The organism is Pseudomonas sp. NEEL19 (genome assembly GCF_028751975.1).
Lineage (GTDB): Bacteria > Pseudomonadota > Gammaproteobacteria > Pseudomonadales > Pseudomonadaceae > Aquipseudomonas > Aquipseudomonas juntendi.
On record NZ_CP081491.1, the window covers coordinates 1,429,259 to 1,451,545 of the forward strand.

Sequence of the window (22,287 nt, forward strand, 5' to 3'; positions counted from 1 at the left end):
CTATGTTTGGCATGCTTCGGGGCATCTGGGATTACAGAGGCTTCATCTTTACTTCCATCAAAAACGAATTCATCTCCAGGTTCGCGCGCAGCAAGCTCGGTGGCCTGTGGATGATCATTCACCCTCTGGCGCAAGTAGCCATCTATGCGTTGATTTTGTCGAATGTACTCGGCGCGCGGCTGCCGGGTATCGACAACAAGTATGCTTATGCGCTCTACCTGATTGCCGGCATCCTGGCGTGGAACCTGTTCGCCGAGATCGTCGGGCGTTGCCTTACGGTGTTCATCGACCAAGGTAACCTGATGAAGAAGATGCGCTTTCCACGCATCGCCCTTCCAGTGATTGTGGTGGGCTCGTGCCTGCTCAATAACTTGCTGTTGTTTGTGGCAGTGATGATCATTTTTGCAGTGCTGGGGCATGCACCCAACCTGCAGATGCTCTGGTTATTGCCGCTGACGCTGGTTGTGGTGGCATTTGCCGTGGGGCTCGGGTTGGTATTGGGGGTGATGAATGTATTCCTGCGCGACATCGGCCAGGTCGTACCGATCATCCTGCAGGTGTGGTTCTGGTTCACCCCGATTGTGTATTCGGTGAATATCGTGCCCGACTACCTGAAGGGCACGCTGGACATCAACCCCATGTATGCCATCGTCACTTCCTACCACAATGTAATGGTGTACAAACTCGCGCCGAATATCGCCGGGTTGGGTATCACCATTGGCATCGCCCTGGGCCTGATGGTGTTGGGGCTGTTCCTGTTCCGTCGAGCCTCGGCTGAAATGGTGGACTCCCTATGACACTCATGTCCGTCAACAACGTGGGCAAGGCCTACCGCAGTTATCGCTCGGAATGGCAACGTATCGCACGCTGGTTCTATATGCCGGTCAAGGCCAGCAGCGAGCACTGGGTGCTCAAGCACGTCAGCTTCAACATTGAGGCCGGCGAAGCCATTGGCCTGGTAGGGCAGAACGGTGCTGGCAAATCGACCCTGCTGAAGATGATTACCGGTACGCTGCAGCCTACCGAAGGGCGCGTGCAGGTACACGGGCGTATCGCCGCTATTCTTGAGCTGGGTATGGGTTTCAATGCCGAGCTTACCGGCCGTCAGAATGCCTACCACGCCGCTGGCCTGATGGGGTTCAGCACGGAGCAGATCGACGGCGTCATAGCCGACATTGAAGCGTTCGCCGAAATTGGCGAGTACTTTGACCAGGCCGTGCGTACCTATTCAAGCGGCATGCAGATGCGCGTGGCGTTCGCGGTGGCGACCGCGTTTCGGCCGGAAATCCTCATCATTGATGAGGCGTTGTCAGTAGGAGACAGCTATTTCCAGCACAAAAGCTTTAGCCGTATCAAGGAATTTCAAAAGGCCGGTACCACACTGTTGATCGTGTCCCACGACCGTGGCGCGATCCAGGCCTTGTGCAACCGCGCGATTCTGCTGGACGGCGGTACCGTGATCAAGGACGGGCCGCCCGAAGAAGTAATGGATTACTACAACGCCATCATCGCACAGAAAGAAAACGCCACGGTCGAGGTCCAGACCTTGCAGGATGGTAGCGTGCAAACGCGTTCAGGTAGCGGGAAGGCCAGTATTGCCAAGGTGGCACTGCTTAACGCCGAGGGCGCGCCGGTTGAGTACATTACGGTCGGAGAGGCCGTTTGCTTGAGTATCGGCGTCCAGGTGCATGCACGCTTGCCGGAATTGGTGGTGGGTTATGTGATCAAGGACCGCCTTGGCCAGGACGTCTTTGGTACCAACACTCACCACCTGCAGTGCGTGCGCACCGACCTTGCGGCGGGTACAAGGTTGACCTACGCCTTCCGCTTCCCGGCAAACCTGGGGGTGGGATCTTATTCGGTGGCTGTTGCCTTGCACGCCACCGACAGCCATATCGCTGATAACTATGAGTGGCGTGACCTCGCGTTGGTGTTCAATGTGGTGAACATGTCCGAACAGAACTTCGTAGGCCTTGCGTGGATACCGCCTACAGTGGAGTGCAATTGATGAATGCAGGTTTTTACAGGGCTTTCGAGGACCGTTACCGTGGTTCGCGCGAGACGATCACACAGCGGCTCCAGGCCTATCTGCCGTTCCTCGAACCGCTCAAGGCGTTGTACGCTGACTGCCCTGTACTTGATCTAGGTTGTGGCCGTGGAGAGTGGCTGGAGCTGATGGTGCGCGAGGGCTTTTCACCACTGGGTGTAGACCTGGACGACGGCATGCTGGAAGCCTGCGAAGCGCTCAAGCTGCCGGCGAACAAGGATGATGTGCTGAGCGCGCTGCGCAAGCTGCCCGATAACAGCCAGGTGGCGGTAAGCGGGTTTCATATCGCCGAGCACCTGCCGTTTGCCGTTTTGCAGGAACTGGTTGCCGAATCTTTGCGGGTACTGCGCCCTGCCGGGCTGCTGATTCTGGAAACCCCCAACGCTGAAAACGTGACGGTTGGCACCAACAATTTCTACCTTGACCCAACCCACGAACAACCTTTGCCCAGCCTGCTGATGTCGTTTCTGGCGGATTACAGCGGGTTTGCCCGGGCCAAGATTGTGCGGTTGCAGGAACCGCCTGAAGTCCATGACGAGCAAGCGCCCCTTGGCGTGTTGAACGTGTTGTTCAGCGTCAGCCCGGACTACGCCGTGGTAGCGCAGAAAGCCGCTAGCCCAAGCCAGTTGCAGCCCTTTGACGACATGTTCGAGGCGGCTTATGGCATCTCACTCGACCAACTGGCGCACCGCTACGATCGCGCGATCGACCGCCGGTTCGCTGAACTGCACAACACGGTGGAAACGGTGCGAGCGACATTCTTCGAACCCGCTGAATTCCAGCGAATCATGGCCGAGGTCCAGGCCCAGCAAACCCATCAGTTGCTGGTGATCCAGGATCGCTACCAGACAGCTCTCAATGACCTGCAGCAGCAGTTTGGCGCAGTGCAGCAAGAGCGCAACGTGGCGCTGGAAAATTGCCATCATCACTTCCAGCGCGCCCAGGCCGTTGAGCAACAATTGCAGGCAATGCTTGCCAGCACCTCGTGGCGGGTTAGCGCGCCGCTGCGCATGATAGGCCGGGTGCTGTACTGGCCTTCCCGGCACGGCAAGGCTGCGTTGCGTCGCGTGGCACCGCATGCGCGGCTTTGGGTAGAGCGCCGCCCGGCGGTAAAACGCCTGGCGCTGGCGGCTTTGCACCGTAGCCCTTGGCTGACGCAGCAGATTCGCCGGGTGCTGGCATCCGAACCTGTGGCAATGGCCAGTGACCCACAACACGGCGTGATCGACCACGCACCCTTGACACCGCGTGGGCGCTCGATTGAAAGCGCCCTCAGCGAAGCCATGATTAAGAGCAAGCACTGAATGCGTATCGTAATTGACTTGCAGGGCGCGCAAACCGAGAGCCGTTTCCGTGGTATCGGGCGCTACAGCCTTTCCCTGGCGCAGGGCATCGTGCGCAACAGTAACGGCCATGAGGTATATCTGCTGCTCAACGGCATGCTGTCAGACAGCATCGACAGCATCCGCACAGCGTTCATCGGCCTGCTGCCGCAAAGCCACATTCGCGTGTGGTACGCCGAAGGCCCAGTGTCTGCACGCGATCCGGCCAACCGCGCCCGGCGCGAGGTGGCCGAGCGTATCCGCCAGGCCTGCATCGATGATTTGCAACCCGATGTGGTACATGTCTGTAGCCCGGTGGAAGGCTATATCGACGATGCCGTGATCGGCAGCCCGCAACTGGATCAGCGGGCGCTGGTCAGTGCAACCCTGTATGACCTGATTCCGCTGGTCAGCCCCCGGCAGTACCTGGACCCCAACCCGGGCTACAAGGCGCACTACCTGGACAAGGTCGAGGCGTTCAAACAGTACGGCCTGTTGCTGTCGATTTCCCAGTTCGCCCGCCAAGAGGCACTGTCCCTGCTGCCTTTGGAGGCCGCCAAGGTTGTGAATGTGTCGACAGCGGCCGACGAGATATTCCGGCCCATCGAACTGGACGCAGCGCAGCGTCAGGCCCTGGCCGTGCGCTTCGGCTTGCGCACCCCCTTCGTGCTCTACTCCGGGGGAGCCGATGAACGCAAGAACCTGGTAAGGCTGATCGAGGCATTCGCCAAGGTTCGCCAGGAAGCTGGCAATGTGCAGCTGGTTTTTGCAGGCAAGATGCCGCAGTTTCATATCGACCAGTACCGCGCCGCTGCGCGCAGCCAAGGCCTGGGGGACACCGACTTGGTCTTCACCGGCTACATTACCGATGAGGAACTGGTTGCACTGTATAACGCATGCCAGCTCTACGTGTTCCCTTCATGGCACGAGGGCTTCGGCTTGCCACCGCTGGAAGCGATGAAGTGCGGCGCCCCGGTTATCGGTGCCAATACTTCCAGCGTGCCCGAGGTCATCGGGCTGGAGGAAGCGACTTTCGACCCGCTCAATACCCAGTCTTTGGTGGCAAAGCTGCGTCAGGCACTGGGCGATGAAGCTTTCCGCGAGCGCTTGGCAGCCCATGGTTTGCAGCGCGCTGAAGCTTTCTCGTGGGACCTTACCGGCAAGGCTGCCGTGGAGGCCTTTGAGCAAGCACTGGCCCAGGCCGATAAACCGGTCGCGGTCGAACAGGCCACTGACGCTCTGCAGGCGCTGATCGACGGCCTTGCTGGCCGAGCCCTGTTGCAGCCCGGTGCAGTGGATATCAAGCGGCTGGCAAAAGCCATTGACTACTCGCTACAGGGCCCGGCTGGCAAGCCACAACTGTTCGTGGATATCTCCGAGCTGAGCAAGCACGACGGCAAGAGTGGCATCCAACGGGTAGTGCGCAGCATCCTGCTGGAATGGTTGACCAACCCGCCTGCGGCGTATGACGTGCGGCCTGTATATACCGTCGCCGGCGAAGCTTTTTACCGCCATGCCTCGCGCTTTACCGCCAAGTTCCTTGGCCAGGCGTTCGAGCACGTCGAAGATGAAGCCATCAGCTACCGCGCTGGCGATGTATACCTGTGCCTTGACCTGCTGATGGACGTGTTGCCGCATAAGCGCAGCTACCTCGATACCTTGCGTAGCCATGGGGTGAACATTTTCTTCGTGGTATACGACCTGCTGATCCTGCAGTTGCCGCACTGCTTCGTCGACAGCCTGCAAGCTCACTACCGCACGTGGATCCATGCCGTTGCCGAATATGATGGTGCGCTGTGCATCTCCCGCGCTGTGGCGGACGAGTTGCGCGACTGGCTGGCCGAAAACAACCTGGCAGGCGAACGCCCGTTCCGTATTGGCGCGTTCCACCTGGGGGCGGACATCGACCAGTCCATGCCTTCCACCGGTCTCCCGCAAGACCCGGCCAAGCGCCTTGAAGCTTTGGCCGACAACACCAACTTCCTCATGGTCGGTACCCTTGAACCACGCAAGGGCCATGCCCAGGCACTGGAAGCGTTCGAGCGCCTCTGGGCGGCCGGCGTAGAGGCCAACCTGATAATTGTCGGCAAGCACGGCTGGCTGGTCGACGACCTGGCAGCCAAGCTGCGCAACCATCCGGAGGCCGGCAAACGGCTGCTCTGGCTGGAAGGGGCTAGCGACGAATACCTCGAATATCTGTATAACAACTGCGATTGCCTGGTAGCGGCCTCTTACGGTGAGGGTTTTGGCCTGCCGTTGATTGAAGCTGCGCAATACCAACTTCCCATTATTGCCCGCGACCTCCCTGTGTTCCGCGAAGTGGCGGGTGAGCATGCGTGGTTCTTCTCGGGTGCCGATGCCCAGGCAGTTGCCGACAGTATTGGCGAATGGTTGTTGCTGCATGCCGAAGGGCGGCACCCGCAGTCTAGCCAGATGCCTTGGCTTACCTGGAAGGCCAGCGCACAGCAACTCATTGGCGAGATCGACAAGTACAAGTTTTGATAAGCCAGTCACGACACAGCAGAAAATTTGGGATATAGGGAAATGCGTTTGAAGTTAGACTCAACGGGGAGAGCCGGCTTTGCGGTCGCGCTGGCTATTGGGGTGTTTTTTGTCCTGCGCTACTTTCCCGCGGGCTTCATCACTGGGACATCCTCGTATTGGTTAACCGAGGTCGATGATGTCACTCAGTACTTCGCTGGGTTCAACGCCTTCTTTAATGCGCCATTCAGCTACCCGCTACTGGCTTTCGACAGCATCAACTATCCGCAAGGCACGCGCGCCACTTTTGTTGACGCGATCCCGTTGTACGCGTTGCTGCTAAAGGTTTTCGTACCTTCTAGCTTCGCGCCGTTCAACCCGTTCGGTGTGTGGGTCGCGCTTTCCTTCATCGCCCAGGCTGTATGCGGCTGGTGGATCCTGCGTGAATTGCGGGTGCATTCCTGGTTGGCGCTGTTTGCCTTGGTGGTGTGCCTGTTGACGTTCCCGGCGCTAACTACCCGCCTGGGGCATATCTCGCTGATGTCGCACTGGATTATCCTTTGCGCACTGGCGTTGTATGTCCGCAGCCGTCGCACGGTCACGCCAGAGCGGCTGGGCTGGACGTTGCTGTTGGTATCGTCGTTCTACGTCAACATCTATCTCTGTGTAATGGCCAGCGCCATCTACGTTGCCGGGCTGTTTCACCAGCCGTCGTGGCGCGCACCGCGTGAATTGGCCCGAGCTGCCATTCCCTTCGTGATAATCGGTGCCAGCCTGTTTCTTACCATCTTCCCCATGGAGCGGGTAGAAGTAGCACCAGAGTCCGGTTTCGGTACTTATTCAATGAACTTGCTATCACCGTTTCATGGTGGCAAGTACATCAAGTTCCCCGACCCTGAAATGCCTGGCCAGTATGAAGGCTTCAACTATCTTGGCCTGGGTGTGCTGCTGGCCTTTGCGCTTGCCTGGGTGCTGAACCGTAGTGCGTCCGAGAGCAGCTTTGCCAAACACCGGGCACTGACATGGCTGATGTTCCTCTTCACCGCCTACGCGCTTTCAGACACCATCTACCTTGGCGTGCATGAAATTGTCTCGCTTCACTATCCTTCGTTCATGGACCGTATCACCTCTCAGTTCCGTGCCTCGGGCAGGTTCTTCTGGCCGGTGGGTTATTGCGTGGTGATATTTGCCATTGCGAGCCTCTATAAACGCTTGGGTGCCAAAGTATTTGCCGTCAGCATGGTGGTATTGATCGGCCTGCAATTGGCAGACCTGTCCAACTTGCGCCACCGTCTGGTCGATACCGCCAAACGTCCTGCTGCGGCCGTGCTGACCCAGCCGACCTGGGACCAACAACTCACTACCGACACCCAGTACTTGTACTTTTTCCCCAAGTTCCGTTGCGGTCGGGCCGACCAGATTTTGAACACGCTGATGCCAACCATGCGCTTTGCCTCCGTGCATAACCTGAAGATCAACACCGGTTATGTATCACGAGCGGCTTCTAACTGCGCAGTGGAAAGCACCCAGGCCGAAATTGCAGGCTCGCAAATGGCCAATTCGATGTATGTGTTCAATCGCGGCGATTTCCCTGCAGTAGCACAGGTGAAAGCGTTGTTCCCGGCAGACCGCCAACCTGCGTGCATAGAAATCGATTTCGCCCATGTGTGCAGCTTCCAGCCAACAGGGAGTAAAGTTCAATGACCCCTTTGCCAAAGCGAAAAGTTTCCCTGGTCTCGCCGTTTTATAACGAAGAAAAGGGTGTACAAGCTTTTTTCGCCAGGATCAACGAAGTATTCGCACCGCTCGCCGACCGCTACGAGCTCGAAGTTATTGGTATCAACGATGGTAGCCGTGACCGCACGTACGATGAGCTGGTCAAAGCCAAAGCAGCAAACCATTACCTTACCGTTGTCGACCTGTCGCGCAACTTCGGCAAGGAGGCGGCCATATCTGCGGGCCTTGATTTTGCCACTGGTGACGCGGTAATCCCCATTGATTCTGACCTGCAGCACCCGCCAGAGGTCATCCTCGAGCTTATTCAGAAGTGGGAGGAGGGTGCAGAAGTGGTGCTGGCCAAGCGGGTAGACCGTGACACTGACCACGCTGTGCAAAAGCTGACGGCCAACTGGTTCTACCGTGTGCACAACCGGATTTCCGACATTGATATTCCTGCCGATGTCGGCGATTTTCGACTGATGGACCGCAAGGTCGTTGAAGCCTTGAAAACCCTCCCTGAAACAAGACGCTTCATGAAAGGTTTATTTGCCTGGGTGGGCTTCCGGACCACCACCGTGGAGTACAAAGTAGCCCCGCGTGAGCACGGTACCTCAAGCTTCAATACCTGGAAACTGTGGAACTTTGCAATCGAGGGCATCACCAGCTTCAGCAGTGCGCCGTTGCGCATCTGGACCTATCTCGGTTGTGCAGTGTCGGCGTTGTCATTCTTGTACGCCGCTTACTTGCTGATCAAAACCATTTTCTTTGGTGCTGACACGCCGGGTTATGCATCGATCATGATCACCATATTGTTTGCCAGTGGTGTACAGCTGATTGGCATTGGTGTTTTGGGAGAATACGTAGGGCGGATTTTTGCCGAGTCGAAAAAACGGCCGGTTTACATAGTGCGTGATGTTATCAAGTGATCAATCTAGTCCCCCAACGTTACCACGAGTTCATCCGCTTCGGCCTGGTGGGCGTGACCAACACTCTAGTGCATGCGGGAATCGTGGTCACGTTGATGGAACTGTTGGCACCGCCGGCCTATGTTGCCAATGGCGTGGCGTTCATGTTTGCCAACGTGATGTCGTATATCCTCAATAGCCGTTTCACCTTCAAAACGCCCGCCAGTTTTCTTGGCTATCGGCGCTTTTTGCTGGTTTCTTTGGTGTCGTTGGCCCTTACCCTGGCGATCACCTCGCTGGTGGAGTTCCTGGGGTGGCATTACGCCTTTGGTTTGCTGATGGTGATTTTTGTGGTGCCGGTGCTCAACTACATAGTCATGAAACTTTGGGCATTTTCCCCCACGCGCTAGCATAACGGTGCGGGGCCTTTACGGCCCCGCGCTCTGTGCGGTGGTTAGCTTGCAGCCCAGATTTTCAGCCAGCTAAGCGGCACAGTCATGCGTCAGCTGGTGGAGTTATGCACTGCCTCCAGCGCCAACTGGTGCTGGCTCTGTTCATGTTGTACGGGCTTTAGTTCAGCTGACGGCAGCGCAGGGGTCCAAAGCGGGTGTTGAGCCAAACCATCGTGCCATCCAGCTCTGCTTTCAAGTCCTTGAGTTATAAGATACCGTGAGCGCGACGGGTCTCCCGACCGATGCTAGTCGTTACAGCGATGCTGAGCTCAAGCGCCCCCATTCGATAAGCCTCGATTAGGGTATTTCTTCAGAAAAAAGGCTGCGTTTTCGCAGCCTTTCTCAGCGCTAGTCGCTACTCGAACAACTCAGCGTCAGCCAGTGCCACCCCGAGTTGGTCTTTGCCAGACAAGCTTGGGATAAAGTCTATGGGCCACTCGATCCCCACAGCCGGGTCATCCCATGCAATACAGCGCTCGCACTGCGGCGAGTAGAAGTCGGTGGTCTTGTAGAGGAACTCTGCGGTTTCACTCAAGGTGACGAAGCCGTGGGCAAACCCTGGCGGGATCCACAGCTGGTTCTTATTCTCGGCTGACAACACCGCACCCACCCATTTACCGAAGGTAGGGGACGAGCGGCGGATATCTACCGCAACGTCGAAAACCTCACCCTGCACCACACGCACCAGCTTGCCCTGAGCGTGAGGTGCCAGCTGATAATGCAGGCCACGCAGCACGCCTTTAACCGAGCGGGAGTGGTTGTCTTGAACGAAATCAGGCTGCAGGCCGGTTACTTCGGCGAAGACGCGGGCGTTGAAGCTCTCGTAGAAAAAACCTCGTTCATCGCCGAATACCTTCGGGGTGAACAGAACGACTTCCGGGATACTCATCGGAATGGCTTGCATCAGAATACCTTCTCTTTCAACAAGTTTTGCAGATACTTGCCGTAACCGTTTTTCAGCATGGGTTGAGCCAGCCGCTCGAGTTGCTCGGCGTCGATCCAGCCAGCGCGGTAGCAAATTTCTTCAGGGCAGGCCACTTTCAAGCCCTGACGGCGCTCCATCGTGGCGATGTATTGACTTGCTTCGAGCAGGCTGTCGTGCGTACCGGTGTCGAGCCATGCGTAGCCGCGGCCCATGATTTCTACCTGCAACTGCTGCTGTTGCAGGTAGAGATTGTTAAGGTCGGTGATTTCCAGCTCGCCGCGCGCTGAGGGCTTGAGGTCGCGAGCCAGGTCGACGACTTGGTTGTCATAGAAATACAGACCAGTGACGGCATAGCTCGACTTTGGAACAGCCGGCTTTTCTTCCAGAGACAACACACGGCCGCTGTCGTCGAACTCAGCCACGCCGTAGCGCTCTGGGTCGTGCACGTGATAGGCGAATACCGACGCACCGGAATCCCGCTTGTCGGCATTCAGCAGCAGCGCCTGGAAATCATGGCCGTAGAAGATGTTATCGCCCAGCACCAGTGCTGAGTGATCGTTACCGATGAAGTCAGCGCCGATCGTGAAGGCCTGCGCCAGGCCATCCGGGCTCGGCTGCACTGCATAAGTGAGGTTGATGCCCCACTGGCTGCCGTCGCCAAGAAGCTGCTCGAACCGAGGCGTATCTTGTGGAGTAGAGATGATCAGAATGTCGCGAATACCTGCCAGCAGCAAAGTGCCCAGCGGGTAGTAGATCATCGGTTTGTCATAAACAGGCAAAAGCTGCTTCGAAACAGAAAGCGTTGCGGGGTGCAGACGCGTTCCGGAACCACCAGCCAGAATGATCCCTTTACGATTGGTTGCGTTCATTTGTTAAGAGCTTCCATGAGCATACGGGTGACACCACTTTGCCAGTCAGGCAAGTGCAGCGTGAAAGAGTTGCGAAGCTTGGCGGTATCCAAGCGTGAATTCAACGGGCGACTGGCCGGGGTAGGGTACTCGGTAGTAGCAATCGGATTCACGGCTTCGACCACGAGATCTTCGCCATGACTCCGCGCGAAATCAATAACATAGCTGGCATATGCATGCCAGGTCGTTTCGCCCGTTGGCGCCAGGTGGTAGACCCCGCTCAGCTCAGGTTTATGCAACGCTTGTTGCAGAGCAGCTACAGCCACATCCGCGAGTAACTCCGCCCCCGTGGGCACACCTACCTGGTCAGCGATTACATTGAGTGCGGTACGCTCCTTTGCCAGGCGTAGCATCGTCTTGGCGAAATTGTTGCCCCGCGCGGCATACACCCAGCTGGTACGGAAAATCAGATGCTTGCAGCCCGAGGCCTGTATCAGCTGTTCGCCTTCGAGTTTTGTGGCGCCGTAAAAGTTAACTGGCGCAACACTGTCGGTTTCTTTCCACGGGGTAGTACCCGTGCCGTCGAAAACATAGTCGGTTGAGTAGTGTACCAACCATGCATCCAGGCGCTTGGCTTCCTCCGCCATCACTTGGCTAGCCAAGGAATTCACAAGATGGGCTGTGTCGCGTTCGCTTTCAGCTTTGTCCACTGCCGTGTAGGCGGCTGCGTTCACAATCGCTTGGGGCGAGAAAGCGCGAATGGCAGTCCTGAGGCTTTCCAGGTCCGAAAGATCCCCTTTGAGCTCACCGTAGGGTGTGGCAGCCAGGTGTCGATCGAGTGCCACAACTTCACCGAGCACGCTCAGCGCGCGCTGAAGCTCCCAGCCAACCTGGCCGTTTTTTCCTAACAGCAGAATTTTCATGCTTGGCCTGTACGCTTGGCGTAGTTGCTGTCGATCCACTGTTGGTAGCTACCGCTTTTAACGTGCTCAACCCACTCAGGGTTGTCCAGATACCATTGAACGGTCTTGCGAATACCCGACTCGAAGGTTTCTTCCGGCACCCAGCCGAGCTCTCGCTGGATCTTGCTAGCGTCGATTGCGTACCGCAGATCGTGGCCTGGACGATCTTGAACGTAGGCCAGCAGGTCGACATGAGGGCGGTATTTGGAATCAGGACGCAGTTCATCAAGCAGTGAGCAAACTGTGCGTACCACTTCGATGTTTTGCTTCTCGTTATGGCCGCCGATGTTGTAGGTTTCACCCACTTCACCTTCGGTGACCACTTTGTATAGCGCGCGGGCGTGATCTTCAACATAAAGCCAGTCGCGAATTTGATCGCCTTTGCCATAGATCGGCAGTGGTTTGCCTTCCAACGCGTTCAAAATCACAAGCGGGATCAGCTTTTCCGGGAAGTGGAAAGGGCCGTAGTTGTTGGAGCAGTTGGTTACGATGGTTGGTAGACCGTAGGTGCGCGCCCAGGCGCGTACCAAGTGATCGGAGCTGGCCTTACTGGCCGAATATGGCGAGCTTGGCTGGTAGGGTGTAGTTTCGGTGAACAGATCCTCCGGGCCTTCCAGGTCGCCATAAACCTCATCGGTGGAGATATGGTGGAAGCGGAACGCTGCTTTACGAGACTCATCAAGGGTCAGCCAGTAACCTCTGGCGGCTTCAAGCAGGGTGTAAGTGCCTATGATGTTGGTCTGGATGAACTCGGACGGGCCCGAAATGGAACGGTCTACGTGAGACTCGGCAGCCAAGTGCATTACGGCATCAGGTTGGTGCTCAAGGAATACGCGATCCAGGTCGACGCGGTCGCAGATATCAACGTGTTCGAAAACGTAGCGCGAATCTTGATCGACAGACTGTAGGGATTCGAGGTTACCTGCATAAGTTAGTTTGTCAACATTGATAACCGAATCGCCAGTGCTTTTGACAATATGTCTCACAACCGCGGAGCCGATAAAGCCTGCACCACCTGTTACTAAAATTTTCACGAGTTGACTACCTTTCGTTGAACAGGAGTTTCACCTGTTGACCAATATGGAAGAGCTGACGATGTATCCCCAGCTCTAATGCGAAGTTTTTTCTGAGTTTTCATGCAGTGCGGTTAAGCAAATTTTCTTATACAACTCGACGGATGACTCAGTATAAGCCAAGAGCTTGGTGAGTTCGGAAGCGCGCTTAACTTCAGTCATGGCAGAATATTTGCGCGCTAACTCTGATTCAATGGAAAAATTAGCATAAGGCGCTTTGATCAGAAAGCGAGTAGTTATTTCAGTGACTAAAAAGTCAGGTTTTTCATATTTTACGATACCCCAGTCTATATCGGCGCCTGAAAAAACATGCACTAATCGCTGAAAGGTCTCGACAAGCTGCGGGGCGAGGGTAGTTGAAAAAGAGTCACCAAATATGACGCATGTTTTCGCTGAGGCGGCGGCAGGATTATGATAGACATGTATGCGCCCTCTATTGCCAATCCTATTATCAAAAATGCGGCAAGCCTCAACGTGTGGCATATCTATCTCCGGAATACGCTCCACCTGCGCTGGCACTAGCTTGCTACCCAAGTCACCTGATATTTCGGAGAAGGAGTAGGTAGAGCCCGGCTCGGTAAAGTTGACGCCGAATCTCTTGCAAACTGTCTCTGCTGCTACTTTTGCGCCGAAATGTGTCCAGTGAGTATCTACTTTAGAATAGGTATAGTTTCTCTCTGCGGATAGCTCTCTAATAGGGTTGATAATGTAATTTTTATTGAAGATACACAGAAATTGATCGAGCGTGGACAGTCCTTGGCGGACGACAGGATATTTATCAGGAAAAATATATTCTTTGCCCGGCGCAATTAAGAATGCGGATTTTCCATAAAGCACACCCTCTTCAGCTTCTGTTTTGCCAAAGTAACGATGCCAACCAGCAATATTATCAGAGTCAATCAGCAGTTCACCTTTATATTGAGACAAGCTCTTGTTTGTGTCGTTGTCTAGGAACAAATAGCTGTCACTTCCTTTCAATACGCCGAAGCTGTCAAAAGAGATCTCTGCAAACCATAGTTTCGCAGTATTTACAATTGCACCGATTTTTAGACTTTTCCCTAGTTCAATGTAGAACTCAAAACCACAGTTCACATTTTTGCTGTTGTGAACCATTGCCACGTCGGGACGAGCTATGCAGGGAGTAACTATAGTTTTTTCAGGGTTGTCGAGAACAATAATTGGGGCGGTTCCGTCTTTTCCCAAAACCCAACCTCGGACTTTAATATATACACCCGTTTGCGAATGTAACTGCATGGTTTTTGGAGAGTCGATCGAAAATCTCAGGTCTTCCCCGCTACGGACAAGGAGGCTAGTGCGAATTGTTATCATATATTATTTTCCAAGCCTTCAGTCGTTTCCGAACAGATCTCTGCTATAGACTTTTTCAGATACATCATCTAGGTCAGGAGACAATCTGTTGGCAATTATTAAGTCAGTAGTAGACTTGAAGGTCTGCAAGTCGCGACATACAACAGAGTTGAAGAAGGTATTATCTTCAATTTCCGGTTCATACACGATTACTTCAATGCCTCGAGCCTTGATACGCTTCATGATACCTTGGATTGATGACTTTCTAAAGTTGTCAGACCCAGATTTCATTATAAGACGATATATCCCAACTCTTTTCGGGTTCAGCTTTATGACCTCACTTGCAATGAAATCTTTACGTGTTGTGTTTGAGTCGACAATAGCCCTGATCAGGTTATTGGGTACGTCAGCATAGTTGGCTAGCAATTGCTTGGTATCTTTGGGGAGACAATAACCGCCATAACCAAACGATGGATTGCGGTAATGAGAACCTATTCGTGGATCAAGTCCGACCCCCTCAATGATACTTTTAGAGTCAAGATTATGGACTTGAGCATACGAATCGAGTTCATTGAAATACGCTACACGCATGGCGAGGTAGGTGTTTGAAAAGAGCTTTATGGCTTCTGCTTCTGAGGGTGAGGTGATAAGTGTAGCTACGTTATCAATAAGGGATGCTTCAGAGAGGATTTTAACAAAGTTAGCGCAGGTGTCTGCGGGGCCACCAGCAATGATCCGGGATGGGTGCAAATTGTCGTACAATGCCCGGCCCTCACGCAGGAACTCAGGTGAGAAAGTTATATCCTCATAATTGTGATGCTTTTGCATCTTTAGAGTAAAGCCGACGGGGACGGTGGACTTGATCACGATTTTAATCGCGCCATTCATCTTAATTGCCTGTGATATTAAATTCTCGACAGATGATGTGTTGAAGAAGTTGGTTACGGGGTCGTAATCAGTAGGGGTTGCAATGATTAAATAATCAGCGCTGGTCACGGCGTCGGCGAAGGAGGTTGTAGCTGAAAGATCTAAATTCTGAGTTTTCAGATATTCTTCTATTAAGTCATCGGCTACAGTCGCTTTCTTATTGTTCAAGGCGGCAACGGATTCGGCATTTATATCATATGCTATAACCTGATGATGTCTTGATAGCAGCACTGCGTTTGATAACCCTACGTACCCGATACCAGCAACAGCAATCTTCATACTTTACTCCGAATTTCAGTATTGATCAGGGCGGCAAATAGTGCGGCTTTCTTTAATTCCGCAAACCAGATAATGAACGAGGAAAGGAACTCTAGCTTTTATAACGTCTGGGTGTCGCGCTTTGTAAAAGCTTGTTGAAAATTCTGCACTTGGATCAAGCGCCAGGTCATCTCCATAAAGAATGTAATGTACAGCAGGATCCAAACCGACCGGAATCACGCCGCCAGAGTTTTCCACGTAATATGACTGGTCAAAGTACCCGCTTTCTTTGCACAGTTTTACCCACCTAGCAAGGTTGGCAAATCGTCCGAGATGCCACTTTGAGGAAACTCTGTAAGACAAACTTTTCTGAAACTCACCGTCATCTATGGGACGAACGCGCCAGTTGCGCGTGTTCAGGTCTGAAATATACAGCGCTTGATTTTTCATCGATTTTGAGGGTGCCAGTAGGCCGAAGATTCGCTCCATAGCGTGAGCCCACGTGCCATCACCACCGGATTTAACAACACTAGCATCAAGTATTGCTTGTTCCCTAATCAGTGAGAAGTGCTGGGCGATAGCGCGTAGTAAGCTACCTCGGACCCAGAACATCGTCCCTGCAAAGAAGCCCCAGTCATCGGTACTTGATTTAATTTTTAGAATTTTTAAAACATCTTCAACCTTAGCAGCATTCACATACATCAAACTTTTAGCGGAGCGGTATAGGGCCTCTGGCCCGATCATGCCAACCTCTGGATCCTGCTCTAAAGAGTTCACAAGGGTTTTGATCACTTCTTGGCTTGGTAGCAGTGATTCATAACAGAGGTTGCCGAAAATTACATCATCATCTGTTTTGGTGTTTTTAGTGTGTAATTTTAATACAGCGCTGTAGGACCACAAAGCATAATCATGGTTGATAGTCAAAAACGGTAATACATCCATGCCTCCATTTTCAGCCGCAACAACTGTGGCTTGAGGGAAGAGCTTATGTACATCGCCAGTCACTACGTCCAAGTTATTGGGCGTACAAGTAACAAAAAGATCGAAAGGTTCCGAAATCAGCTTGATACGCTGCGAAATTTTAGTCCACTGCTCTGTGTAGTAGAGATGAAGACAGACTGCTACTTTAGGTTTGCTTGGGCTGATCTTCTTAACCGGGAGAGGCCGTAGCGCATTGTTCCGCTTCAGATCACCAGCTATACTTTTAGCCGTTACGTTGGAGCAACGCTCAGACCAGAGGTAGGCCCATGCTTTACCTGCCATTTCCACCATCAATTCTCGGTTGTCCATGACCATGGTTAAAGCTGCAGCCCATTTTTCGGTCTCAGCACCGCTTCCGATGACCAAGCCCTTTCTTATCAATGGTTCATATACCCAGCTTCGGCTACAAATTACTGGGAGCCCCAGAGCTGTCATGTGAAGAAAATCTTGATCGTGTTCGGCGTCATCATGCCCTGGCGAAGATCGTGGAATTATTCCGATATCGAATTTCTCCGCCCGCATCAACCATTCTGCGTAGTGAGGGTATGCTGAACGCTTAGTGTTGGGCTGGATATATTTGATCCAAGGACGTTTAGGAACAGACTCAGTATTACCCAAAATCACGAGCTGGAAATTGACTCCACGATTTGCTGCGATCTGGTCGAGTGCTTTGGCTACTAAATCTAAGTCATCGAAATTCTTATCATCAGCTAGAACTAGCATCCGGAAGCGGGGGGCTAGGGATGCTGAAGGCTGAGCTGCACGATAATTTCGCCAGAATCTCACATCCAGTGAGTCCTGAACTATGCTATAGCTGTTACACAAGTTGGAGTACGCTAGTTCCAAGCGATTGGTTGCGAACCATACGTGGTCAGCATGCCCCATAAGGAGTTTGAGGGCCTGCTTTTGGTCATTGGTACTTTTTTGGCATGTTTGGAGTAGATGGTTCTGGTGGAAATCAATATAAATCTTAAAGCCGACATCCTTCTTTATATCAAGAAGGGCGCAAGCCGTCGACTTACGTTTGACTGACGTACCTCCTATAATTACAGCATCACAGTTTATGATCTCAGGGTCGGTAATATCACTGACTAGAGATATATTGAAGTCTTGATGCGCGAACTCATTCGTTAAAGGTGATAGCAGTCTAATGTATTCGCGGTGATTGAGAGGTTCTATGCTGTCTCTTAAGATGACCACATGCAGACGGTGTCCGTCATCATTAAATCTAATGTCGCCAGAGTCTGCTTTGGAGTCAGCACTCCAAATAGCAGGAAGCCCAAGGCGCTCCAAAATATCATCGCATATTACATTTGCTCGATTATCAAACGAATGGTTTTTGTTAACGAAGTCAGCGACAGCACGTCTCTGGTTTTCTCCAGCATCGTCGATAGCATGAATGTACGAGCGAACGCTCTCAAAACTTTTTGTTTCTTCAAGCTGAACAATTGTGCTGCCGAACATCGATGTAATGGAAGGTATGGGGTCTGTAATTAGTGTGCTGCCTGAGGCCAGCACATCATATACCCTGTTTGAAACGAACCCATATTCGCGCATTGATTCCCAGTGATCATTCAACACGATATGATGGCTTGCATATGTGTTGCAGAGTTCAGTATTGGATATATTCTCAGCCTTGATATAGTTGGGGTCAACAAAACTTGACCACCGTGTACCATAAATGGCGATGTCATGACCGGACTCGATTGCCTTCCGCACGATCGGCCGGTATTCATTACGCGAATTACCAACGAATAGCATCGCGTCAGATCTTGGCTTTGCAGGTCTTACATATCGGAAGCGCTTCGGGTCGCTGCACTGGAGAAGTGGTGCAACCTTTTTCTGAATTTGCGGCTTCAGGAATTCTGCATGCGAGGTGGAGGCAACATAAACAAGGTCGAAGCTGTTGTACTCGTCAAGAGTCACCTGATCGGGATGACTAATGTTCCACATTATATTTATAGCGCCCTTTCGAGGGGTGTAACTTGTGAGTCCGCGAAGGACAATAACCACGTCCTCTGCACTGGTAGGGCGAGCGTACCACTTGCCATGAAAATCAAGGCTGACTTTATGACCTTTTTCTTCCAGGGCAATTCGCAAAGAGTCAGCATAATGGTAATCGCCCCACTGCTGCTTCTCTGCTTCCGGAGCTGGTATCTTGATTGAGATGTTTAGAGAAATAGCTTTTGAAATGTCGATTCGGTCCTCACTGTCAATGGTGTTTTTTAGCCGAACGACTTTCTGGAATGCAAGTGGCTCTGACAAGGTGATGCGATTGGCATCGTTCCTGCTTTCAAGATAATTACAGCCAATGAATGGCGCAAAAAAAGGTGGCGCGTCGTTTGTATAACGAAGAATCAAATCCCAATCGACCATTCGACGCAGCGAGGTGTCGTAGGGACCTTTTTTTATTAGCAAATCTCTTTTGTGAGCAAAAATATTTATGTCTACGTAGTTAGCATGTAGGCAGTCATTTCTATCAAAGGGTTCGCCGCGATATCCAATAACATTCATATGCTCATCATGCAACAAGAGTGAGGCATATCCGGTCCCTCTGCCAGTGATCAGAAATGACAGATTCATGATCTCTAGAAAATTTGGGTTCCACGTGTTGTCGGAGTCTAGGTAGTAGATATAGTCTCCACTAGCTATTTCTAGCCCTTGATTTCGCGCTGCGCTAACACCTTTATGTTGCCCTTGAATGACTTTGATGCGTTTGTCTTTCTTATAAGGCTTGAGAACCTTATGAGTATCATCTGTACTGCCATCATCAATAATGATGAGCTCCCAGATTTTGTGTGTCTGAGCAATGACTGAGTCAATGGCCGCCTTGAGGGTCGCCGCCCTGTTGTAGGTAGGCATTATGATGCTAGCGTGAAATTTTCTGGATTTTTTCTTTATTTCTAAAGGTACTGCCGCTATTTTTTTTAGAAATACCTGCTCTCCGGCGTGATCATAGTGGGACAAAAGTCGCTGAGATGGGGCACAGGGTTGTAGGGTAAGGTGATCTTCTAAATTTAATTCCGTAATGTTTCGCTTGACCATCACCTTTCTCGGGCTTGGCCGATTGATCGAGAGCGTGGCGGAATCTCGAGCTTCCGAACTAGCAGTCGATTGAGCAGGCTGATCTTGCATTGCAGTGTCAGACTTGGCAAGGAATGTCTCTGCTAGCCTTATATTGGCCGACACAATCTCCTCGAGCTCAGGTTTTTGGATAATGGTTTCTTTATATAGTTGAATGGCACTTTCGTAATCGCCAGCACGGAATTTCAGGTTTGCTTCTTGTAGCATGGTTAAATTTAGTGGATTATTCATTTGATCCATCAACCAGTATGTTGAGTTAATTTGACGTTAATAATATTTATCGGGCTTACCGTGGCATCTGTACGAATGTCGCCATTAGGTTGGTTGGTTGGTTGGACGAACAATGTCAAAATATTGTCTTTGTTCCATCTGGTTCGATCGATAATGGGCTCCGCGTAACCTACATCCACTGGCCAAAGTATCTCGAAGTCGTCCGGATGACCTAAATAATTTGGGGCGGAAGCTGAATAAGCGCTAAGCCGATTCTTTGATATGTCCCCCCGGAATAGAATGTGCACATTATCATCCTTATCTAGAAGGATCTCGGGGCGACTAATAGGTACCGGTAAAGTTCCTATGCCCTTAAGTTGGAATGGTACTTTTCTATTTGATACCTGCCTCACATTCCACCCAGCGTCAGTTAGCCATAGGTGAAAATACTGGGGTATTCCAGCTTTGTCATTTGCATAGAAAGCTATATGCGCAAAACCTTTACTATCCAAAGCCATGCTGCATTGATTGATCAGATTGCTGCCCGGGGGCACTGCGAATATAACTTCACTGTTCACAGGTGTAATAGGTGACCGATAGTCCACTCCGCCGCTAGTTTGCCAAGTCAGGCCATTGTCAGCAGATTTGGCGTAACATATATTTAAATTGTTAACTATTTGCTCAGGTCCTATTGAATGCGTTCTCCACACAAACGACAAATGTAAAACACCATGTTCATCAATTGCTGGATGGTTCCAATAAGCGTTGCACGTCCAAGGAGAGTTATTTTCGCCAGACAATACCGGCACAGGATGGTCACCCCAAACGCCTAGTTTTTCATCAAATGTTTTGAGGCGCGCACAACCTTTGTCTGATTCACCGTCCCTGTACAAAAGCGTGAGAGGATGGCCAAGCCTCGGATTTATGAATGTGGGATAAGTTACCCGATCCTCATAATTTCCAGTCATTGCCTTCTCTTCACCCCAAGCATCAATAGCATAGGGCTTCAAAGACCGGCGATACCTGAGCTTTGTGCCGTGATGGTCATATGTGACGTGTAAGCAATGATCCCGGTCGTGCCCCAAGCTTATACTGTTGTGGGCGTCATGAAGTCTATATTGCCCTTGCAGTTTGTGAAATTCAAAACTATTGGTTGATAGTCGAACTAACATCAATACACTCTCGCTCTCGTAAAAGGCTGTGTATTGATAATTTCCTATCGTTAGAATGCCGTGATGTCGATAAATGGCGGTGTTAATTGTATTGGTGGCCCAGCCGACCCCAATTTGAATGCTGCCTACTACGTTGGCTCTGAATTTAGAGCAAAAATTTTTTTTATAGTTTTCACCGATCAATTTTTTCATTGATCCGGCTGTCAGGCCCCATTTAAAGGCGATGTCGCTAAATAACTTGTAGCCATCCTGCGCATCCATTTCTGCATGGGCAATTGCGATAATGAATGCGATCTCTGCTCGATCAACTCTCCTGGAGATGTCGCGATCAGTGATTTTTGTGAGCGCAGGCCAATCTTTACTTCTCCAAAGAATATTAATGCTCTGAAAATATGCAGCGTCATCTTTGAAGTCATCATGGATTTTATCGTGTCTGTTCTTGCCGATCCAAGACTTGATAAGTGTCAAGAACTTTCGACACATAGTAGCTCCCTGATGCGAAAATTAAGCAGGCAGAAGTTGTTTGCGAGTGATTTGGCTGCTGCGTTGAGCAATCATGTTCTTCACAAAAATAGTCCGCGTGTCATTTGCCAGTGCACACCATTCTGCCCATCGCATGGATACGTTTGGTTGGTTTTTAGCTAGACGAGCCACAATACTTGGAAGCTTTCCGATTAGTCCTGTGATCAACAACCTATCGGCCTCAGACAGAAGTCCCCATACATTTGTGTCCAGCGCATTAGGTGCCGCCAGCCGCAATTCAAGTCGTTCTTCGTCAGCTTCAATCGACTCGGCGTACCAGTTCTCAATTATGTTCTTGCAGCTGTCTGTGAACTCAAGTCGAGGATTCAAGGAAAAGTCGTTGCTCTCATCCGTTACAGTTGATAATGTGAAGTCAAAGTCTGCATATGATTTTTGATTTATGCTGAGGTTTGAAATCCTTATTTGCAGGCTATGGTAGTTCTCTGAGTGTTTTATCTTACCAGTGCTGACTTGATCAAAACGCAGGGTGGCTGGCCAAGCCGAGAATCTTGCGGCTTGATTTCTAATATAGTTGAGAAGCGTAGCGTTTTTGTTGCTGGTGATGCCTGTCGCTAATTTATGTTCGGTTAATAGCTTGTCAAGTAACGCGAACATTGATTTGGCGACATTCCAATCGGTCGTTCCCAAGCTGGACAGCTGTTCGGACCGGTCACTGTCTAACTTACCATCAGGAAGCGATAGCTGGAAACCTAGGGAGTTTTCGCCCAGTTGCTTAATGCCAAAGGGTGAAAGATCATCTTCTACCTTTACGAATATGTCTATTGCATCTTTAGTCTTATTACTCACTATAGAAATCCAGACCGTCGGAAAAAACTGAGAATTAATCTCAACATTTTTCAAGCTGATGGTCGTTAATTGTGCGTTTCTCTTTATTGGACGTTCAGCGATTGATTCGATGATGAAATCAATGTGGTTTGGGTTCAATTTAAGAAAACGATCAAGCCTACTGGTCAGTGTTTTAATTTTTCGATCTGCGATTTGTTGTAATGAAACTAATCGTTCAGAAGTTTCTTGTGCGTAATGTAATGATTCGATAATCATCTTTATGTCGTCAATGTGCATCTTAAATT

General features: G+C 51.5%; 16 protein-coding genes. 7 read left to right on the plus strand and 9 right to left on the minus strand.

Going from position 1 to position 22,287, the window contains the following annotated elements; translation table 11 throughout:
* Positions 1-2 precede the first annotated feature (2 nt).
* From K4A76_RS06475 to K4A76_RS06505, 7 genes are read left to right on the plus strand one after another with little or no spacing between them, the layout of a single operon-like run.
* On the plus strand, positions 3-797 hold the full coding sequence (locus K4A76_RS06475) for an ABC transporter permease (RefSeq protein ID WP_054914164.1): 795 nt from the start codon (positions 3-5) through the stop codon (positions 795-797).
* Positions 794-2,008 (plus strand): ABC transporter ATP-binding protein, encoded by a 1,215-nt coding sequence (locus tag K4A76_RS06480; protein ID WP_110677883.1) that lies wholly within the window; start codon positions 794-796, stop codon positions 2,006-2,008. Before K4A76_RS06475 ends, K4A76_RS06480 begins: the two co-directional genes overlap by 4 nt.
* The gene (locus K4A76_RS06485) at positions 2,008-3,351 is read left to right on the plus strand and encodes a class I SAM-dependent methyltransferase (RefSeq protein WP_161892319.1); all 1,344 of its coding nucleotides are present in this window, start codon (positions 2,008-2,010) and stop codon (positions 3,349-3,351) included. The genes K4A76_RS06480 and K4A76_RS06485 overlap by 1 nt, the downstream gene beginning before the upstream one ends.
* Positions 3,352-5,871, plus strand: coding sequence for a glycosyltransferase (locus tag K4A76_RS06490; protein WP_232892652.1), 2,520 nt, complete (start codon positions 3,352-3,354; stop codon positions 5,869-5,871). It abuts the gene before it with no gap.
* A 42-nt stretch (positions 5,872-5,913) separates the two neighbouring features.
* On the plus strand, positions 5,914-7,554 hold the full coding sequence (locus tag K4A76_RS06495) for a DUF6311 domain-containing protein (protein ID WP_161892321.1): 1,641 nt from the start codon (positions 5,914-5,916) through the stop codon (positions 7,552-7,554).
* The gene (locus tag K4A76_RS06500; protein WP_054913320.1) at positions 7,551-8,495 is read left to right on the plus strand and encodes a glycosyltransferase family 2 protein; all 945 of its coding nucleotides are present in this window, start codon (positions 7,551-7,553) and stop codon (positions 8,493-8,495) included. The genes K4A76_RS06495 and K4A76_RS06500 overlap by 4 nt, the downstream gene beginning before the upstream one ends.
* Entirely contained in the window at positions 8,492-8,884 is a 393-nt protein-coding gene (locus tag K4A76_RS06505; RefSeq protein WP_054913319.1) for a GtrA family protein, read from the plus strand. Before K4A76_RS06500 ends, K4A76_RS06505 begins: the two co-directional genes overlap by 4 nt.
* 397 nt (positions 8,885-9,281) lie before the next feature.
* Here the strand turns inward: K4A76_RS06505 and rfbC are convergent, their stop codons facing one another.
* The 9 genes from rfbC to K4A76_RS06550 all read right to left on the minus strand — a co-directional run bounded on the left by rfbC (position 9,282) and on the right by K4A76_RS06550 (position 22,279).
* The gene (rfbC, locus tag K4A76_RS06510; protein ID WP_182388718.1) at positions 9,282-9,830 is read right to left on the minus strand and encodes a dTDP-4-dehydrorhamnose 3,5-epimerase; all 549 of its coding nucleotides are present in this window, start codon (positions 9,828-9,830) and stop codon (positions 9,282-9,284) included.
* Positions 9,830-10,720 (minus strand): glucose-1-phosphate thymidylyltransferase RfbA, encoded by an 891-nt coding sequence (gene rfbA / locus K4A76_RS06515; RefSeq protein WP_274411754.1) that lies wholly within the window; start codon positions 10,718-10,720, stop codon positions 9,830-9,832. The genes rfbC and rfbA overlap by 1 nt, the downstream gene beginning before the upstream one ends.
* Positions 10,717-11,622 carry a dTDP-4-dehydrorhamnose reductase gene (rfbD, locus tag K4A76_RS06520; protein ID WP_182388716.1) on the minus strand — a complete coding sequence of 302 codons (906 nt, stop codon included), beginning with the start codon at positions 11,620-11,622 and terminating at the stop codon, positions 10,717-10,719. Before rfbD ends, rfbA begins: the two co-directional genes overlap by 4 nt.
* A complete protein-coding gene (gene rfbB / locus K4A76_RS06525; RefSeq protein WP_182388715.1) occupies positions 11,619-12,695 on the minus strand; it encodes a dTDP-glucose 4,6-dehydratase in 1,077 nt (358 codons plus the stop codon). The genes rfbD and rfbB overlap by 4 nt, the downstream gene beginning before the upstream one ends.
* Positions 12,696-12,770: 75 nt before the next feature.
* Positions 12,771-14,063 carry a hypothetical protein gene (locus K4A76_RS06530; RefSeq protein ID WP_274411755.1) on the minus strand — a complete coding sequence of 431 codons (1,293 nt, stop codon included), beginning with the start codon at positions 14,061-14,063 and terminating at the stop codon, positions 12,771-12,773.
* Positions 14,064-14,081: 18 nt separating this feature from the next.
* Positions 14,082-15,248 carry a nucleotide sugar dehydrogenase gene (locus tag K4A76_RS06535; RefSeq protein ID WP_182388713.1) on the minus strand — a complete coding sequence of 389 codons (1,167 nt, stop codon included), beginning with the start codon at positions 15,246-15,248 and terminating at the stop codon, positions 14,082-14,084.
* Between the two features lie 15 nt (positions 15,249-15,263).
* The gene (locus K4A76_RS06540; RefSeq protein ID WP_182388712.1) at positions 15,264-19,523 is read right to left on the minus strand and encodes a glycosyltransferase; all 4,260 of its coding nucleotides are present in this window, start codon (positions 19,521-19,523) and stop codon (positions 15,264-15,266) included.
* Between the two features lie 8 nt (positions 19,524-19,531).
* Positions 19,532-21,142, minus strand: a complete 1,611-nt coding sequence (locus tag K4A76_RS06545) for a BNR repeat-containing protein (RefSeq protein ID WP_182388711.1) — start codon at positions 21,140-21,142, stop codon at positions 19,532-19,534.
* A gap of 36 nt (positions 21,143-21,178) precedes the next feature.
* Complete coding sequence (locus K4A76_RS06550; RefSeq protein ID WP_182388710.1) at positions 21,179-22,279, minus strand: hypothetical protein; 1,101 nt, start codon at positions 22,277-22,279, stop codon at positions 21,179-21,181.
* Positions 22,280-22,287 lie beyond the last annotated feature (8 nt).

What these genes read in the sequence shown, in the direction of transcription:
- K4A76_RS06500 (WP_054913320.1), top strand. Translation starts at nt 7,551, where the DNA reads ATGACCCCTTTGCCAAAGCGAAAAGTTTCCCTGGTCTCGCCGTTTTAT.
- K4A76_RS06485 (WP_161892319.1), top strand. Translation starts at nt 2,008, where the DNA reads ATGAATGCAGGTTTTTACAGGGCTTTCGAGGACCGTTACCGTGGTTCG.
- rfbA (WP_274411754.1), bottom strand. Translation starts at nt 10,720, where the DNA reads ATGAACGCAACCAATCGTAAAGGGATCATTCTGGCTGGTGGTTCCGGA.
- K4A76_RS06495 (WP_161892321.1), top strand. Translation starts at nt 5,914, where the DNA reads ATGCGTTTGAAGTTAGACTCAACGGGGAGAGCCGGCTTTGCGGTCGCG.
- K4A76_RS06540 (WP_182388712.1), bottom strand. Translation starts at nt 19,523, where the DNA reads ATGAATAATCCACTAAATTTAACCATGCTACAAGAAGCAAACCTGAAA.
- K4A76_RS06530 (WP_274411755.1), bottom strand. Translation starts at nt 14,063, where the DNA reads ATGATAACAATTCGCACTAGCCTCCTTGTCCGTAGCGGGGAAGACCTG.
- K4A76_RS06490 (WP_232892652.1), top strand. Translation starts at nt 3,352, where the DNA reads ATGCGTATCGTAATTGACTTGCAGGGCGCGCAAACCGAGAGCCGTTTC.
- rfbC (WP_182388718.1), bottom strand. Translation starts at nt 9,830, where the DNA reads ATGCAAGCCATTCCGATGAGTATCCCGGAAGTCGTTCTGTTCACCCCG.
- K4A76_RS06475 (WP_054914164.1), top strand. Translation starts at nt 3, where the DNA reads ATGTTTGGCATGCTTCGGGGCATCTGGGATTACAGAGGCTTCATCTTT.
- K4A76_RS06550 (WP_182388710.1), bottom strand. Translation starts at nt 22,279, where the DNA reads ATGCACATTGACGACATAAAGATGATTATCGAATCATTACATTACGCA.
- rfbD (WP_182388716.1), bottom strand. Translation starts at nt 11,622, where the DNA reads ATGAAAATTCTGCTGTTAGGAAAAAACGGCCAGGTTGGCTGGGAGCTT.
- K4A76_RS06535 (WP_182388713.1), bottom strand. Translation starts at nt 15,248, where the DNA reads ATGAAGATTGCTGTTGCTGGTATCGGGTACGTAGGGTTATCAAACGCA.
- K4A76_RS06480 (WP_110677883.1), top strand. Translation starts at nt 794, where the DNA reads ATGACACTCATGTCCGTCAACAACGTGGGCAAGGCCTACCGCAGTTAT.